Here is a 16,173-nt window from a genome sequence, read left to right as displayed (position 1 = left end):
GATCACCCCTTGAGGCCGCCGGCGAAGCCCTGGATGAAGCGCTTCTGGGCGAAGAGGTAGAACGCGAGGATCGGGATCATGGAGATGATGACGATCGCGAAGATCGAGTTCCACTTCGACACGAGCGAGCCGATGAAGAAGTACATCGACACGGGCAGCGTCTGGTTCGTGGAACCGCCCAGGAAGATGAGGGCCGTGAAGAAGTCGTTCCACACGATCAGGCCGGCGAGGATCGCGACGGTGCCGGTGGCGGGTGCCATGAGGGGGAACACGATGCGGAAGAAGATCTGCGTGCGGCTGGCGCCGTCGATCGCGGCGGCCTCTTCGTACTCGGTGCCCAGGCCGCGGAAGAACCCGGCGTAGAGGAAGATCGACAGCGGCAGCAGCATCCCGGTGTAGAGGATGATCATGCCCCACAGCGTTCCCGTCAGGCCGATCGCGCGAGCCCCGATGTAGAGGGGCACCGCCCCGAGCTGGGTGGGCAGGATGATCGCGATGAGGAACAGGAAGTAGGCTGCGCGGCTCCACCGGCGGGTGGAGCGGGAGAGGACATATCCGGTGAGTGCGCCCAGCAGCACGAGACCGAAGATCGAGCCGGCGGTGAGGATCACGCTGTTGATCAGACCCTGGACGATGTTCGAGGTCCCCTGAGCGGCGAACAGCGCACCGAAGTTGGAGAGCGTCGGCGAGGTCGGCCACGAGACGGACGACGTCGTGTAGATCTCGCTGTCGGGCTTCAGCGCGGTCGACACCAGGAAGTAGAACGGGAGCAGGAAGATCGCGGCGAGAACCCACAGACCGATCTCACGCAGCAGGGTGAGCTTGGTGTACCGGAACATGTCAGGACTCCTGGGGGTTGGCCGCGGTGACGCGCTGCTGGACGATCGCGAACACGGCGATGATGAGGGTGAGGATCAGCGCGAGTGCCGCGCCGTAGCTGAAGTTGCCGAGGCTGAACGCCTGCTTGTACACCTGCGTCGCGAGCGTCTCGGTCGCTCCCGCGGGGCCACCCGAAGTCAGCGCCATGATCTGGTCGAAGATCCGCAGGCCGTTGACGATGCCCAGCGTTGTCGCGATCGCGACGGCGGGTCGGATGGCCGGCAGCACCACGTGCCAGAACCGCTGCCAGAGGCTCGCGCCGTCGATCGCGGCGGCCTCCTCGATCTCGACCGGGACGGCGGCCAGGCCCGCCATATAGATGACCATCGCGAACCCGGTCTGCTGCCAGACGATCACCACGAGGATGCACCAGATCGCCAGGGTCGGGTCGGCCAGCCAGGGCTTGACCCAGGACTCGAGGCCGACCGCGGTGAGGACGGTGTTGATCGGGCCGTTGAAGTCGAAGATGAACTTCCAGATGTATGAGACGGCCAGAGGGCTCAGAACCACGGGCATGAAGAACAGCACCCGCAGCGCGTAGCGCGTCTTCACGAGCCGGTTCAGGGCCAGCGCGAGGCCGAGGCCGATCACGTTGACCAGGATCACCGAGGTGATCGCCAGGAACAGGGTGTTGACCAGCGCCCCGACCATGAGCGGGTTCTGGAAGATCTTGACGAAGTTCTCGAACCCGATCCACTGGAAGTCGCCGATACCGGTCCAGTCGGTGAACGCGAACGCGGCACCGACTGCCGTGGCGACGTAATGGATGCCGATGACCAGGAGAATCCCCGGCAGCGCCCACCACCAATACCCGAACTTCAGCACACCCGGGCGGCGCGGGGCCGAATCGCTGCGCCGGCCCCGCTTGTTGCGCTTCGGGACGATGAGCGCCTCGGTCTCGGAGTACATCGTGGCAGTCATGGGTTCCTCAGATTCGTACGTCATTGTGCGGAGTGTGCGCCGCCCGGGGACTCATCGCCCCCGGGCGGCGCTCGGACTCACTGGTCCCAGGCGGCGTCCATCGCCTTGAGGACATCCTCGACAGTCTTCTGACCGGTCAGAAGGCCCTGGACGCCCGAACCGAGCGCGTCGTAGACGGCCGAGTTCGGCCAGCTCGAGTTCGGCAGCGGCACGAAGTCGCCGTTGTTCACGATGTCGGCGACGGGTGCGAAGATCGTGCTCGACAGGTCGGTGCCCAGCGGCAGCGAACCGGCGGCGTCGGCCCACACCTGCTGACCGGCATCGGACGCGGCCCAATTGATGAACTTCGTGGCGGCGTCGGCGTTCTTCGACTTGGCGTCGAGCGACAGCGCGTAGTCGGCGCCTGCAAGACCGAACGGCTTGCCGCCGGATGCCGGCGGGACCGACTCGATCAAGAAGTCCTGGTCGGGGGCGTTCTGCTTGAGGTCGGCAGCAGCGCCGCTGGGGACGAACGCCGCAACCGAGGTGCCCTGCAGGATGCCGTTGGTGATGCCGTCGAAGCCGGCGCCCTCAACGCCCTTCTGGAAGCAGCCGGCCTTGTTCATGTCGATCACGGCCTGCAGGGTGTCCTGCCAGCCCTCGGAGTCGGCGAAGGTGACCTTGTCGTCAGCGCGGTCCTGGTTCCAGTTCGGGTTGTCCGCGTAAACGCGCGTCGCCGACAGGATCATCGCCATGAGGCCGGTGTTGGGCGGCATGCTGCCCGCGAGCACGTACAGCGACTTGCCCTGCGAGGCCAGGTCACCGCAGTCCGAGATCAGCGTGTCCCAGTCGGTCGGGTACTCGAACTTGAGGCTGTCCGCCGTGGTGCTGTTGAGGATTCCGCCGACGTAGGTGAGGCCGAGGGCCACGCCGTACGTCTTGCCGTCCACCTGGAACTGCGACTCCGAGCCGGACGGGATCGCCTTGGCGACGGAGTCGTCGAGCGGGGCGATGAGCTTCGCATCCGCGAGCGTCACGATGCTCGATCCCTGGCCGCTGCCGGGCGCGGTTTGGAAGACGTCCGAGGCGTTGCCCGCCTGGAGCTGCGTCGTGAGGGTCTGCGCGTACGAGTCGCCGGGGACCTCGTTGAGCGTGATCTTGACGTTCGGGTTCTCCTGCATGTACTTCTCGGCGAGCGCCTTATAGGGCGTCGTGGTGGCGCTGTTGGTGACGCCGTAGGACAGCGAGAAGGTCTCGGATGAGCCCCCGGTGGAGCCGCTGTCGCCGCCGGAGCTCGAGCATCCGGCGAGGATGAGGGCGCCCGCTGCCGCGGCGGCGAAGATGCCGTTGCGGACGACGCGGGAGCGACGGTGCTGTGCCATGTCCAGCCTTTCTGACTTCGTTGTCGGCGGCTCGTGCGTCGAGACACCGTGCTGTATGTCTCAGTATGCGAGCGTTATGCCGGAAACGCACATAACTGTTTTGGATACGAGGCATAAGCTCCAGCCGGGCAGCGGCGAAACCGCGGATCGGGATGCCCATCGCCCTGAGCGATGAGGCATGTCGACGACATAGATTCGATTGATAGAGTCGGCCCACCGGCATCCGTACCCGAAGGATCACACCGTCGTGACCGACCACGCTCAGCTCTCACGGCTCGACCTGAACCTGCTCGTCGCGCTCGACGCGCTGCTCACCGAGCGCAGTGTGACGCGTGCCGCCGAGCGGCTGCACCTCAGCCAGCCGGCGCTCAGCGCCTCGCTCGCGCGCCTGCGCACGCACTTCGGCGACCCGATCCTGGCCCGCCGGGGGAACACCTACGAACTCACGCCGTTCGCGCTGCGGCTCGCCGAGCACACGACGACGGCGCTCGAAGCGGCCCGCCGCGTCTTCGAGAGCCAGGCGACCTGGGCGCCGACCGAGTCCACTCGGGAGTTCGCGATCTACGGCTCGGACTACGGCTTCGCCACGATCGGCACGGTCGTCTCGCGCCTCGCCGCCGAGCGCGCGGCGGGCGTGAAGTTCCGGTTCATGCTCCACACGCCTGCGGTGGTCGACGACGCCGCGAACCGGCTGCGTTCGGCCGACGGCATGATCATCCCCCACGGATTCCTCACGGAGCTCTCGTACGTCGACCTGTGGCACGACCAGTGGGTCGCCGTCGTCGCGGAGTCGAACGAGACCGTCGGCGCAGAGCTCACGATGGACGACCTCGCGCGGCTCCCGTTCGTCATGACCTATCAGTCGCGGTCGGCCTTCACGTCGGCAGGCCGGCAGATCCAGCAGCTCGGCATCGAGCCGCGCGTGGAGGTCGTCGCCGAGAGCTTCCTCTCGATCCCGCATTTCATCGCCGGCACCGACCGGATCGCGCTCATGCAGCGCGCCCTCGCCCCGGCGGCGCAGCGCCTCGCCGACGTGCGCATCGTGGCGCTGCCGTTCGACGCGACACCGATCACCAACGCCCTGTGGTGGCATCCCGTGCACGGCCGCGATCCCGAGCACACGTGGATGCGGCAGCTGTTCGTCGAGGCGGGGCGCATCGTCGAGGCCGGCGAGCACGCCGACCTCGCCGTCTGACTCAGTCCGCCGTGTCTGCCGCGTGCCGCTGCACGCGCGCGAAGAAGTCGGCGAACAGCAGCCGCACGTCGACCGTTTCGACGAGGGTGAGCGGACGGGGATCGGGATGCCGCGCATACCCGCCGTCGTCGTCGATCCAGGGCGTGTCGACCTCGCGCAGCACGCTCGACTCGGTCGTGAGCGCCGTGAGCAGCACGGGCGGGCTGTCTCCCATCGGCCAGTTGCCGGCGATCCGCACGAAGTCGGGCGGAGAGGTGAAGCAGTCGTAAAGCCAGGCGCCGAACGCGCCGGCGGCCCGTAGCCCCATCTCGAGTTCGACGATCGACATGGCGCACTGCCGGTACGTGTGCTGGGGAACCTGTGTGACCCCGATGCGCGACTCGTTGAACACCAACTGCGCCGCCGGCACGTCGACCGCGAGGTTGTACTCCCACGCACCGTCGGGGTACCCGCCGCCCCCGATCCACACGAGGTCCGCGCGGTCGGCGAGAGTGGGGTCCTCGCGGAGGGCCGACGCGATGTTGGTGAGCGGGCCGCCGCACACGAGCGTCAGCGGAAGCGGGTCGTCGCGGCCCGCCTCGTCGAGGATCAGTCGCGCCCCGTCGGTCGGGCCGTCGAGCTCGTCGAAGCGCATCTGCACGTCGGCCGAGACGGGTGGCGGGTCGGTGACGCCGAGACGCTGGACGAGCTCGCGGGCGATCTCCCGGGCGGGGTTGCCCGCCGCGTACGGGAGGCCCTCCATCGCGATCGACGTCGATGTGACCGCGCGGACGACCGCGGCGTCGGCGAGGAAGTGGTGCGCGAGCGCGACGAGCCCGTCGGGGTCGCCGGCCCAGTCGTTGTCGACCACGAGGCGGCGCTGTGGCGTGACGGGGATGCGGCGGTGGCCGCTCATCGGGCCCGCACCCAATCGGCGATCGCCTCGATCGTCGGCAGCACCGTCGGATCGGAGGGCTCGTTGATGTGCGCGTGGTCGGCGCCGGGCTCGACGTGAAGCGTGACGTCGACGCCGGCATCCGCGAGTGTCGCTGCGAACGCCTCTCCCGACGGGCGCAGCGCGTCCTTCTCGCACACGACGACGATCGTGGGCGGGAAGCCCTCCCCCGTGCCCAGCCCCGCGAAGACGTGCGGATCGGCGAGCGCCTCTGCCGAGCCGGCGTAGTTGAGTGCGATCTGCGTCGTCGGCGAGGTGGGATCGGGGATCTCGCCCGGACATCCGCCGTCCGGGTGGGCGGCCGGATACACGCTGACGAGCCCCGCGGGCACCGGCTCGCCGGCATCCCGGAGCCGCGCGATCGCGCCACCCGTGAGCGTGCCACCTGCGCTCGCGCCCCCGAGCAGCAGCGCGTCGGCATCCATGCCGAGCAGCTCGTCGGCGTGGGCACGGGCGTACCGCCACGCGGCCAGCACGTCGTCGGACGGCACCGGGAAGTGCACGTCGCCGAGGCATTTCGTGTAGTCGACGGCGAGCACGGGGATGCCGCGTGCGGCGAGCTCGAGCGCGACCCAGTTGGACTCGGGCATGTCGAGGTATCCCCCGATGAACGCTCCGCCGTGCACCCACACGAGGGCGTGACCGGACGCCTCAGCCGCCGGGTCTCGATAGACCCGAGCGGGCTGACGTCCGTGCGGCGTCTCGACGGTGAGATCGCGGGTCTCGACGCCGGCGAGGCGCGGGAACCGGCTCTTCAGCGACGCCGTGTCGACGTCCGTCCGCGGGTCGGCCGGCTCGCCGTTCTCGCGCAGCCACCGCAGCGCTTCGGGGAACGGCAGCGATCGGATGTCGACGTCGGTGTCGGTCATGCTTCCTCCTAGGCCGGCTGGAGCGAGCGCATCGTGGAGCGGATGAGGTCGTGCTGCCTGCGCACGAGCACGAGCGGGTCGACCTCGCCGAGCTCGGCGAACGCGTGACCCTCCCACTCGCTCGACCAGTAGCCGCGATAGCCGCCCTCGACGAACACCTTGACGAGCTCGGGGTAGTCGATCGCGGGCTCCTGGCCGTGCTCGTCGATGTCGTAGAACTTCGCGTGCACGTGCTTGATCTGCGGCATGATGTCGCCCCACTCGTGCGGGTCGACGTGGCCGTGCATGTTGAACGCGAGGTGCGCGAACGAGCCGAGCCGGCCCGGGTCGAAGTCGCGGCTGCGGAGGTAGGCGATGAACTCCTCCTGACGCTCGCGCATCGTGGCATCCGTCGCCCAGATCTCCTGGAGCTTCGTGGTGGCCGCATCGTCAAGCCCCGCGCGCTGGACCGCGCGCAGCAGCGTCGGCGACATCGAGTGCATCGTCGCGGAGAAGTCGGCGACGAAGCCGAGCAACGGCGAGTCGAGCTCGGCGTACGTCTCGCGCACCTTCAGGATCGGCTCGGCGTTCGGGCCCATGGGCGCGTGGATCTCGTACGCGAGCTGGAGCTCGAGCTTCTCGGCGACGGGCAGCAGACGGCGCAGCAGATCGGGCTTGGCCGACTGGATGCGCACGAGCGGGAAGCCGAGCTTCTTGGCGCCCTGGAACATGAGCTCGCTGAACTCGAACTCCTCGTCGGGCGTCATGTCGCGGTCGCGACGGCGGCCCATGTCCAGGTTCGCGCCGAACGAGCTCTCGTCGAACCCGTGCTTGTCGAAGGCGGCACGCCACTGCGCGACGAACTCGTCCGACACGACGGGGTACGTCGGCAGCACCTGCGACGCGACGATCTCGATGCCGGGACCGATGCCGAGCTCGGCGACGCGGTCGAGGAGCCCATCGAAGTCGAACCAGCCGGCGCGGAACTCCGCCGACGCCGAGTAGAGCGTGAGACCGAGCTTGAACGGGTCTTCGTCGGTCGCGGGAGGCGGAGGGGCGACATCCGTCACCTGTGCGGGCGCGGGCGCGTCGTGGTCGGTCGCCGTCAGCGTGAAGGCCTGGTGCACGACGTTCGGCACATAGAGGCCGGGCCCGCCGTCCTGACCGGGCGCGATCTGCATGTACGGCAGGCGCAGCTCGCCGTGGATCACGACGTCGTGCGTCTCGCCGAGCGCGACGGGGGCGTCGCGGCGCACGACGAGGAGCGGGTGCGCCTGCAGGAACCACAGGGTGTCGCTCTGCTCGGGCAGCTCGTCGAGGGCGTAGCGGCGGCCGCCGAGCTCGAGGCTCAGGTCGGCCTGCGGCACGGCCTCGCCGTCGACCGTCACGCTCAGGGTCGAGACGGACGACAGCCAGAGGCTGCGGTACCAGGGGATCGTGAGCTGCAGGGCGAGGCCCTCCGGATGGGTGCGGAGGCTGTCAGCGGCGATGAGTCCGTTGGGCATGATTCTTCTCCTTCTCAGTCCAGGTCCGACGCGATCTCGCGCATGATCGAGTGCTGGCGGCGCACCTGCTCGAGCGACCGCCACGGCTCGCGCACGCCCTCGTATTCGCTCGAGAGATGGCCGGTGTAGCCGGCATCCTTGAGTCCCTGCAGCACGGGGCGCCACGGGATCTGCTGATCTTCGCGCTTCTCGTCGATGTCGTGGAACTTCGCCTGCACGAACACGACGTACTCGCCGATCGGTTTGAGGTCGACGGGGTCGACGCCGATGCCGTCGAGGAACGCCGGCCGTGTCTCGCGCGTCTCGCCGGGGCGGAGCGGGATGGGGCGGTCCTGGAAGATGCCGGTGTCGATGAGCAGGCCGAAGTGCTTCGTGCCCGTGCGCTGGATGAGATCGATGTAGTCGTCGACGACGGGGTGCTGGATGGGCGTCGGCGAGTGGATCTCGGGCGCGATGATCACGTCGAGCTCGGCAGCGAGGTCGAGGCTGCGCTCGACCGACTCGGTCCAGATCGGGTGCGGCACGAGGTCGCTCGTGACGACGCCGATCTTGGGGCGAACGAAGCGGAAGCCGAGCTGCTTCGCGAGACGGATGTCGCGCTGCAGCGCCGCCGCACCTTCGTCGGCAGTCATGTCGCGCCCGTTCGCGCCGCTCGAGTGCAGGCGCGTGTCGATCCACGAGCCCATGTTGGTGGGCTCCAGGCCGTAGACGTCGAGCAGGCGGAACCACTCGTCGACCCAGGCGCTCGAGGGGTTCGGATAGCCGGGCACGTGTCCCTCGCCGAGGATCTCGACGCCGGTGGCGCCGAGGTCCGCAATGGCGGCGAGCGCCGTGTCGAGGCCGAGCACCGTGTTGAAGTCGTCGGTGTAGCTGTAGAGGCTCACGCCGTACTTGAACGGCCCGCCGTCGTGCTCGGACGTGAGCGTGACCCAGCGCGACGCCCGCGATCGGCTCGGCTGGTGCTCGATCGGCACGTACGAGGCGCGCAGCAGGATCTCGACCGACACCTCGTGCGTGCCGTCGGGCAGGCCGCCTGGGAACGGCACCGTGACGACGGCGGCCTCTTCGAGCGGCCAGCGCACGTCGTCTGCGTCCCACAGCTGCTGAAGCGTGTAGGTCGTGCCACCGAAAGTCCACAGCGGCACGTCGTGCGGCACGTCGACGAGATCGCCGACGCGCACCGAGATGCCGTCGATGAGCGACGCGTAGAGCCCGCGATAGTTGGGGATGCGCACCCGCAGCTGGAACCCCGTGACCTCACCGCCCTCGCGGACGTTGCGGAACCCGGTGGACTGGATGAGGTCTCTTTCGAGAAGCATCGATGCTCGCTCTCTGTGTGCCCCGGCCGATCGAGTTCGGGGGGCGCGGTCCGCGCGACGTCGGCGCGAGGCCTCGACAGGCCCGAAGTCAGGTTAGCAGGTTTCTGTCTCTTTTCAACATAAGTGTGTAGCATGAGGACAGAACTGGGGCGAGGGAGCCGCATGACGCACGAGCAGGGTCCGGATCTGCGGCACGTCGACGGTGCGGAGCCGCGCGGCTACGAGGGCTTCCAGGGCGTCGTCGCCCCCGTCTCGTCGCAGTCGGAGCCGTGGTGGCCGCCGCAGGCGACGGCGCGACCGGACGCCCCGAACGTCGTCGTCGTGCTCGTCGACGATCTCGGGTTCAGCGACGTCGAGCCGTTCGGCAGCGAGATCCCGACGCCCGCCCTGCAGGCCCTCGCCGACAAGGGCTATCGCTTGACGAACTTCCGGGTCACGCCCCTGTGCACGCCGTCGCGCGCCGCGCTGCTCACCGGTGTCAACCCGCACCGCGCGGGCTTCGGCTTCGTGTCGCACGTCGATCCGGGCTTCCCGGGCCTCAGCATGCGCCTCCCCGCCGAGCTGCCGACACTCGCCGAGTCGTTCCGCGCGGGGGGCTACGCGACCTTCATGGTCGGCAAGTGGCACCTCACGATCGAGTCCGAGATGCACGACGGCGCCGACAGGTCGTCGTGGCCCGTGCAGCGTGGCTTCGACCGCTACTTCGGGTCGATGGACGGGTTCACGACGCTCTTCCACCCGCACCGCGTCGTACGCGACAACTCCCCCGTGACCGAGCCCTTCCGCGACGACGACTACCTGACCGACCGGCTCACGGACGAGGCGCTCGACATGATCGACGCCGTGCATTCGGGTGGCGCGCGCCGGCCCTTCTTCCTCTATTTCGCCCACCACGCCGTGCACGGCCCCGTGCAGGCCAAGGCCGCCGACATCGCGGCGCACCGGGGGAGGTACGACGAGGGGTGGGATGCCGTGGGGCGGGCCCGCTTCGAGCGACAGCTCGCCGACGGCATCCTTCCCTCCGGCACACGGGCGTCGCCGTCGGACCCCGCCGAGACCGACGGCGTGCCCGACTGGGACGAGATCGACGCGGCGGACCGGGAGCTGTTCGCACGCCACATGGAGGTGTACGCGGCCGCCGTCACCGCCGTCGACGACAGCCTCGCGCGACTGGTCGCGCGCCTGCGCGAACTCGGCGAGTACGACAACACGATCTTCGTCTTCACGAGCGACAACGGCGGCTCGGGCGAGGGCGGCGTGCGCGGCACCCGCAGCTACTTCAGCCAGTTCACGATGGCGGCCGGCCTTCCCGCCGACTGGGTCGCCGACGTGCCGCGCCGGCTCGACGAGCTCGGCGGCCCGCGCGTGCACGGCCATTATCCGCGCGGCTGGGCGCGGACCTCGAACACCCCGTTCCCGCTCTACAAGGGGTCGGTCGCCGAGGGCGGGGTGCACAGCCCGCTCGTCGTGACGTGGCCGGCCGGGCTTCCGCGCACCGGGACGGACGACGGCATCCGCTCTGCGTTCGCGTACGTCACCGATCTCGCCCCGACGCTGCTCGACCTCGCGGGGGTAGAACGGCCCGCTCGCCTGCACGGCCGCCCGACACTCGAGGCCGACGGGCAGAGCTTCGCGGGCATCCTGCGGAATGCGGATGCCGCGCCCTCTCGCACGGCTCAGCATCAGGCGCTGCTGCATCAGCGCGCCTTCTACCGCGACCGCTTCAAGCTCAGCGCGGCGGGTCCCGGCGCCTGGCGCCTCTACGACCTCGAGCGCGATCCGACCGAGCTGCACGACCTCGCCGCAGCCGAGCCCGCCCTCGTCGCGGAGCTTGCCGAGGAGTGGCGCCAGGCGGCATGGCACAACACGGTCTTCCCGCTTCCCGACGAGCCGACCTTCCTCGCCAAGCGCCCCTCGACCGAACTGCACCTCGCCCAGCCCGTGCGCCTGCGCCCGGGCACCCCGACGCTGGAACGCTTCCGCTCGTCGCGGCTGACGGCGCAGCGGTCGTTCGCCGTCGAATCGATCTTCGATGGGCGTCTCGGATCAGGGGTCGTCGTCTCGCACGGCGATCAGGGCGGCGGCTACATCCTGTCGGCCGACGACGGCGTCGTGACGCTCGCCTACAACGCGTACGGCACGATGCACCGGGCCGCCGCGGCGGTCGGCCCGCGTGGAGCGGATCGTGACGCGCTTCGCAGCGCTGCCCGACTTCGCCTGGAGCATCGCCGTCGAGGTCGACGACGAGACCGTCGCACGCCTCGAGCGCGTGCCGATGCTCATCGGCATGGCGCCGTTCACGGGCATCAGCGTCGGCTTCGACGGCGGCGGCCCGGTCGACTGGGAGCTGCACGAGCGCTGCGGCGCCTTCCCGCACACCGGGTCGCTGCGCGACGTGCGCTACGTGCCGGGGCCCAAGGCGCCGTACAGTCGCGAGATCATCGTCGCCGTCGACGAGGCGAGCGCGCGACTCATGGACTGACCCCATCCCTCGACCGAAGGAGCACCATGCCCGCTGCGCAACGCATCCTCATCGTGGGCGGCGGCCCCGCGGGGCTCACCGCCGCCCTCGCGCTCACCCGCGCCGGACACGACGTCGAGATCGCCGAGCTCGAGGACCGCCTCGCTCCCGCCGGCGTCGGCGTACTGCTGCAGAACTCGCCGCTGCGGGCGCTGCACTCGCTGGGCCTGGCCGAGGAGATCCTCGCGAACGGCTGGCCGCACGGCCCCATCCACATGGCGACCGCGCAAGGACAGGAGTTCGACACGGCGAATCCGCCGTCGCTCATTCCAGGCCTCCCGCCCACCGTCGCGATCTCCCGGCGCGTGCTCGCCGACATCCTCGGTCGCGCGGTGGGCGAAACGGCCGTGCGCCTGCGGTTCTCGACGACGGTCGACTCGCTCCAGCAGGATGCCGACGGCGTCGACGTCGCCTTCCGCACGGGCGAACGAGGCCGCTTCGACCTCGTGGTGGGCGCGGACGGCATCAACTCGCACGTGCGGCACCTCGTCTTCCGCGAAGTCGGCGAACCGGAGTACGCCGGTCAGTCGATCTGGCGCGCACGCGCGCCGCGGCCGCGCGACCTGACGGAGTACTTCATGTACCACGGCCGCGGCAGCAAGGTCGGGCTCGTCGCGATCAGCGACGAACACCTCTACGCCTACGTCGTCGTGGACGCGCCCGAGGAGCCCGCACACCGGACAGGCGACCTCACCGAGGACATGCGCGTCGCGATGGCCGGCTACGGCGGGTGGGTGCCCGAGATCGCGGCGACCCTCGAGCCCGGTGCCGAGCTGCGCGCACTCAAGGCGCTGCTCGTCGACGATCCGTGGTCACGGGGCCGCGTGCTGCTGATCGGGGATGCCGCGCACGCGACGACCCCGCACATCTCCTACGGCCTCGGCATCGCGGTCGAGGACGGCATCGTGCTCGCCGACGAGCTCTCTCGCGCGTCGGACCTCGACTCGGCGCTCGAAGCCTTCATGGCACGACGGTTCGAGCGCGCCCGGATGGTCGTCGACAACTCGCTGCAGCTGTCGCGGTGGGAGCAGCATCCGCCCGAGGACATGTCGGTCTACGGGGCGCTCGTCGGGCGCACCCTCGGAGCGCTCGCGCAGCCGATCTAGACGAGCCGGAGCTCGGCGTCGATCGCCCGGGCGGCCTCCAGGAGCGGCGGTACGTACGCCTCGATCAAGTGCTCGACGGAGTCGCGTGTCGCGCTCGTCGACACGTTGAGCGCGGCGACGACGGCGCCCGTGCGCGAGTGCAGCGGGGCCGCGACCGAGCGGAGGCCCTGCTCGAGCTCGCCGTCGACGAGCGACCAGCCCTGCTCCCGCACGCGGGCGAGTTCGTCCGTAATCGCGGCGGGGTCGGTCACGGTGCGCTCGGTGAGCCTGGTCAGGGTGGATGCCTCGACCGCGGCATCCCGCTCCGATTCGGGCAGTCCCGCGAGCAGCACCCGCCCCATGCTCGTCGCGTAGGCGGGGAATCGCGTGCCGATCGTGATGCGCACGCTCATGATCCGCCGCGTCGGCACGCGCGCGATGTAGACGATGTCGGGCCCGTCGAGCACGGCGGCCGACACGGATTCGTCGACGTCGCGCGACAGCCGCTCGAGGTGGGGCTGCACGATCTCGGGCAGCGACAGGGCGGAGAGGTAGCTGAAGCCGAGCTCGAGCACGCGGGGGGTGAGGCGGAAGACCCGGCCGTCGCTCGACACGTAGCCGAGCGTCTCGAGCGTGCGGAGGAACCGCCGTGCCGCCGCGCGCGGCATGTCGGCGCGCCGGGCGACGTCGCTGAGGCTCAGCTCGGGGTTCTCGGCATCGAACGCGCGGATCACGGCGAGTCCCCGCGCGAGCGACTGCACGAAGTCGGCGGATGCCTCGGTCTCAGTCATTCGGCCGCCAGGTTCCTCGTCGGTTCGGCCTCGACCCCTCGACAAGCTCGGGGACCGGGTTCCGGTCCTGGCCTGAATTCGGTCGCTGAGCTTGTCGAAGCGTCGAAGTCCCAGCCGGCGAGGGACACCTCCCCCGAATTCGTCACGTCAGCGCTCCAGGACGACCGCGAGGCCCTGGCCCACGCCGATGCAGATCGCGGCGACCGCGACCCCGCCGCCGCGGCGCTTGAGCTCGTGCGCGGCGTGGCCGATGATCCGCCCGCCGGACGCGCCGAGGGGGTGGCCGATCGCGATCGCGCCGCCGTGGATGTTGACCTTGTCAGGGTCGAGGTCGGGCCACAGCTGCACGCACGCAAGGCTCTGCGATGCGAAGGCCTCGTTGAGCTCGACGAGGTCGACGTCGGCCCACGTGCGGCCCGCCCTGGCGAGTGCGCGGTTCGCGGCCTCCACCGGCGCGACGCCGAACACGTCGGGGTCGTTGCCGAAGACGCCCCGACCCGTGATGCGGGCGAGGGGCTCGGCATCCACCGCCCCCTCCCTGCCCAGGAGCACGGCCGACGCGCCGTCGTTGATCGAGGAGGAGTTGCCTGCCGTGACCGTGCCGTCCTTCGCGAACAGGGCGCGCAGGCCGCCGAGCTTGGCGAGGGTCGTGTCGTCGCGGATGCCTTCGTCGCGCGTGAGCTCGGCGCCGGGGACCTGCACGATCTCGTCGTCGTACGCTCCCGCGGCCCATGCCTCGCCGGCGAGGCGGTGGCTGCGGAGGGCGAACTCGTCCTGCGCGTCGCGCGAGATGCCGTAGATCTCCGCGAGCTTCTCGGCGGATTCGCCGTTGGAGATCGTCCAGGGCTTGGGGAACGCCGGGTTGACCATGCGCCACCCGATCGAGGTGTTCCACATCGTCTGGTTGCCTACGGCGGGGAAGGGCTTCGCCGACTTCTCGACGACGAACGGCGCGCGGCTCATCGACTCGACGCCGCCCGCGAGGATGAGGTCGGCATCGCCCGCCTCGATGGCGCGCGAACCCTGGATGACGGCCTCGACGGCCGATCCGCAGAGGCGATTGACGGTGACGCCGGGCACTGAGGACGGGAAGCCGGCGAGCAGCGCGCCGAAGCGCGCGACGTTGCGGTTGTCCTCCCCCGCCTGGTTCGCGTCGCCGAAGATGACGTCCTCGATGCGGGCGGGGTCGATGCCCGTGCGCTCGACGGCGGCCTTCATGACGACGGCGGCCAGGTCGTCGGGGCGCACGCCGGAGAGTGCTCCGCCGGCGCGGCCGAACGGAGTGCGGACGGCGTCGTAGATGTGGGTCGTGGTCATCGTTCATTCTCCCTTGGCCCCTGTGCTTCGACACGCTCAGCAACCGGTCGAAGGGTCAGTCCGGTCAGTTCGGCGAGGGAGTCGACGGTGTTGTCGCCGAACGCCTCGCGCACCGAGAATCCGTCGGACGTGACGTCGAACACGGCGTGGTCGGTGTAGACGCGCGTCACGCAGCCGACGCCCGTGAGGGGGTACGTGCACGCGGCGACCAGCTTGGACTCGCCGGTCTTGGTGAGCAGGTCGGTCATGACGTAGACGGCCTTCGCGCCGATCGCGAGGTCCATCGCACCTCCCACCGCGGGGATCGCGCCCGGTGCGCCCGTCGACCAGTTCGCGAGGTCGCCGGCCTGGGACACCTGGAACGCGCCGAGCACGCACACGTCGAGGTGTCCGCCGCGCATCATGCCGAACGAGTCGGCGTGGTGGAAGAACGCGGCGCCGTCGAGGGCCGTGACGGCCTGCTTGCCGGCGTTGATGAGGTCGGGATCGACGTGCTCGGCGTCGGGCGCGGGCCCCATGCCGAGCAGGCCGTTCTCGGTGTGCAGGATGATCTCCTGGTCGGCCGGGAGGTAGTTGGCGACCAGCGTGGGCGCGCCGATGCCGAGGTTGACGTACGAGCCTTCGGCGATGTCCTGGGCGATGCGGGCCGCGAGCTCCTCTCGGGTGATGCGCGTGCTCACTGGTCGACCTCCGTCTCGGCCGCGGGAACGGCTGACCTGCCCTCGAGGTCCACTCCCCCGACGAACTCCCCGCCCTCGAGCCAGCGCCGCTCGCCGACGGCGATGACGCGGTCGACGAAGATGCCCGGCGTCACGACGTTCTCGGGGTCGAGCGAGCCGAGCGGCACGACTTCGTCGACCTGCACGATTGTCGTCGTGGCGGCCGAGGCCATGATCGGTCCGAAGTTGCGAGCCGTCTTGCGGTAGACGAGGTTGCCCCAGCGGTCGCCCTTCAGGGCACTGACGAGGGCGAAGTCGGCCTTGATGGGGTACTCCAGCACGAACTGCCGGCCGTCGATCTCGCGGGCCTCCTTGCCCTCGGCAAGCTGCGTGCCGACGCCCGTCGGCGAGAAGAAGGCGCCGATGCCCGCACCTGCGGCGCGGATGCGCTCGGCGAGATTGCCCTGCGGCACGAGTTCGAGCTCGATCTTCCCGTCCCGGTAGAGGCCGTCGAAGACCCAGGAGTCGTGCTGCCGCGGGAACGAGCAGACGATCTTGCGCACCCGCCCCGCAGCCAGGAGCGCGGCGAGTCCGGTATCGCCGTTGCCGGCGTTGTTGCCCACGATCGTGAGGTCCGAGGCGCCCTGCTCGATGAGGGCGTCGATGAGCTCGACGGGCTGCCCCGCCCGGCCGAACCCGCCGATCATGACGGTCGAGCCGTCGGGGATGCCGGCGACTGCGGTCGCGGCATCCGGCACGGTCTTGTCGATCACTCGTGCTCCTGTTCGCTGTGCGAACGTACGTTCGCAGGATGGTACGAGTGACGGTACTCGGGATG

The 16,173-nt window shown here is 69.8% G+C and carries 13 protein-coding genes; 2 read left to right on the top strand and 11 right to left on the bottom strand.

Features of this window, described 5'->3' with window-relative positions; all coding sequences use genetic code 11:
* Nucleotides 1-2: 2 nt before the first annotated feature.
* From ACH3VR_RS12450 to ACH3VR_RS12440, 3 genes are read right to left on the bottom strand one after another with little or no spacing between them, the layout of a single operon-like run.
* Nucleotides 3-839 carry a carbohydrate ABC transporter permease gene (locus tag ACH3VR_RS12450; protein ID WP_397556630.1) on the bottom strand — a complete coding sequence of 279 codons (837 nt, stop codon included), beginning with the start codon at nucleotides 837-839 and terminating at the stop codon, nucleotides 3-5.
* A gap of 1 nt (nucleotide 840) precedes the next feature.
* On the bottom strand, nucleotides 841-1,824 hold the full coding sequence (locus tag ACH3VR_RS12445) for a carbohydrate ABC transporter permease (RefSeq protein WP_397556629.1): 984 nt from the start codon (nucleotides 1,822-1,824) through the stop codon (nucleotides 841-843).
* A 53-nt stretch (nucleotides 1,825-1,877) separates the two neighbouring features.
* Entirely contained in the window at nucleotides 1,878-3,161 is a 1,284-nt protein-coding gene (locus ACH3VR_RS12440) for an ABC transporter substrate-binding protein (RefSeq protein WP_397556628.1), read from the bottom strand.
* Nucleotides 3,162-3,408: 247 nt separating this feature from the next.
* Here ACH3VR_RS12440 and ACH3VR_RS12435 point away from each other — a divergent pair, with 247 nt between their 5' ends.
* Entirely contained in the window at nucleotides 3,409-4,356 is a 948-nt protein-coding gene (locus tag ACH3VR_RS12435; protein ID WP_397556627.1) for a LysR family transcriptional regulator, read from the top strand.
* A 1-nt stretch (nucleotide 4,357) separates the two neighbouring features.
* Here ACH3VR_RS12435 and ACH3VR_RS12430 read toward each other — a convergent pair whose 3' ends face one another.
* The 4 genes from ACH3VR_RS12430 to ACH3VR_RS12415 are packed head-to-tail and all read right to left on the bottom strand — an operon-like array spanning nucleotide 4,358 to nucleotide 8,962.
* Nucleotides 4,358-5,251: a nucleoside hydrolase gene (locus tag ACH3VR_RS12430; RefSeq protein WP_397556626.1), complete on the bottom strand. Its 894-nt coding sequence runs from the start codon at nucleotides 5,249-5,251 to the stop codon at nucleotides 4,358-4,360.
* On the bottom strand, nucleotides 5,248-6,159 hold the full coding sequence (locus ACH3VR_RS12425) for an alpha/beta hydrolase (RefSeq protein WP_397556625.1): 912 nt from the start codon (nucleotides 6,157-6,159) through the stop codon (nucleotides 5,248-5,250). Before ACH3VR_RS12425 ends, ACH3VR_RS12430 begins: the two co-directional genes overlap by 4 nt.
* Before the next feature lie 8 nt (nucleotides 6,160-6,167).
* Nucleotides 6,168-7,643, bottom strand: a complete 1,476-nt coding sequence (locus ACH3VR_RS12420) for a C-glycoside deglycosidase beta subunit domain-containing protein (protein ID WP_397556624.1) — start codon at nucleotides 7,641-7,643, stop codon at nucleotides 6,168-6,170.
* 14 nt (nucleotides 7,644-7,657) lie between these two features.
* Nucleotides 7,658-8,962 (bottom strand): C-glycoside deglycosidase beta subunit domain-containing protein, encoded by a 1,305-nt coding sequence (locus ACH3VR_RS12415; RefSeq protein ID WP_397556623.1) that lies wholly within the window; start codon nucleotides 8,960-8,962, stop codon nucleotides 7,658-7,660.
* Between the two features lie 162 nt (nucleotides 8,963-9,124).
* Between ACH3VR_RS12415 and ACH3VR_RS12410 the strand changes: the two genes are divergently transcribed.
* Nucleotides 9,125-12,589, top strand: coding sequence for a sulfatase-like hydrolase/transferase (locus ACH3VR_RS12410; protein WP_397556622.1), 3,465 nt, complete (start codon nucleotides 9,125-9,127; stop codon nucleotides 12,587-12,589).
* On the opposite strand, the gene ACH3VR_RS12405 is transcribed toward ACH3VR_RS12410, so the two are convergent.
* The 4 genes from ACH3VR_RS12405 to ACH3VR_RS12390 form a co-directional block, all read right to left on the bottom strand.
* Nucleotides 12,586-13,359 (bottom strand): IclR family transcriptional regulator domain-containing protein, encoded by a 774-nt coding sequence (locus tag ACH3VR_RS12405; protein ID WP_397556621.1) that lies wholly within the window; start codon nucleotides 13,357-13,359, stop codon nucleotides 12,586-12,588. The two genes, ACH3VR_RS12410 and ACH3VR_RS12405, sit on opposite strands and share 4 nt — an antisense overlap.
* A gap of 147 nt (nucleotides 13,360-13,506) precedes the next feature.
* A complete protein-coding gene (locus tag ACH3VR_RS12400) occupies nucleotides 13,507-14,676 on the bottom strand; it encodes a thiolase family protein (RefSeq protein ID WP_397556620.1) in 1,170 nt (389 codons plus the stop codon).
* Nucleotides 14,673-15,356, bottom strand: a complete 684-nt coding sequence (locus ACH3VR_RS12395; protein ID WP_397556619.1) for a 3-oxoacid CoA-transferase subunit B — start codon at nucleotides 15,354-15,356, stop codon at nucleotides 14,673-14,675. Before ACH3VR_RS12395 ends, ACH3VR_RS12400 begins: the two co-directional genes overlap by 4 nt.
* Complete coding sequence (locus ACH3VR_RS12390; protein ID WP_397556618.1) at nucleotides 15,353-16,108, bottom strand: 3-oxoacid CoA-transferase subunit A; 756 nt, start codon at nucleotides 16,106-16,108, stop codon at nucleotides 15,353-15,355. The genes ACH3VR_RS12395 and ACH3VR_RS12390 overlap by 4 nt, the downstream gene beginning before the upstream one ends.
* Between the last annotated feature and the right edge of the window lie 65 nt (nucleotides 16,109-16,173).

It is taken from the genome of Microbacterium alkaliflavum, assembly GCF_044325405.1.
Taxonomy (GTDB): Bacteria; Actinomycetota; Actinomycetes; order Actinomycetales; family Microbacteriaceae; genus Microbacterium; species Microbacterium alkaliflavum.
Note: the sequence above shows the minus strand (reverse complement) of the source record. Positions and strands in the feature narration are given on the sequence as shown.

Bases quoted from the DNA above. Each gene is read 5' to 3' on its own strand.
- ACH3VR_RS12415 (WP_397556623.1), bottom strand. From the start codon at position 8,962: ATGCTTCTCGAAAGAGACCTCATCCAGTCCACCGGGTTCCGCAACGTC.
- ACH3VR_RS12445 (WP_397556629.1), bottom strand. From the start codon at position 1,824: ATGACGTACGAATCTGAGGAACCCATGACTGCCACGATGTACTCCGAG.
- ACH3VR_RS12425 (WP_397556625.1), bottom strand. From the start codon at position 6,159: ATGACCGACACCGACGTCGACATCCGATCGCTGCCGTTCCCCGAAGCG.
- ACH3VR_RS12450 (WP_397556630.1), bottom strand. From the start codon at position 839: ATGTTCCGGTACACCAAGCTCACCCTGCTGCGTGAGATCGGTCTGTGG.
- ACH3VR_RS12405 (WP_397556621.1), bottom strand. From the start codon at position 13,359: ATGACTGAGACCGAGGCATCCGCCGACTTCGTGCAGTCGCTCGCGCGG.
- ACH3VR_RS12430 (WP_397556626.1), bottom strand. From the start codon at position 5,251: ATGAGCGGCCACCGCCGCATCCCCGTCACGCCACAGCGCCGCCTCGTG.
- ACH3VR_RS12420 (WP_397556624.1), bottom strand. From the start codon at position 7,643: ATGCCCAACGGACTCATCGCCGCTGACAGCCTCCGCACCCATCCGGAG.
- ACH3VR_RS12400 (WP_397556620.1), bottom strand. From the start codon at position 14,676: ATGACCACGACCCACATCTACGACGCCGTCCGCACTCCGTTCGGCCGC.
- ACH3VR_RS12440 (WP_397556628.1), bottom strand. From the start codon at position 3,161: ATGGCACAGCACCGTCGCTCCCGCGTCGTCCGCAACGGCATCTTCGCC.
- ACH3VR_RS12410 (WP_397556622.1), top strand. From the start codon at position 9,125: ATGACGCACGAGCAGGGTCCGGATCTGCGGCACGTCGACGGTGCGGAG.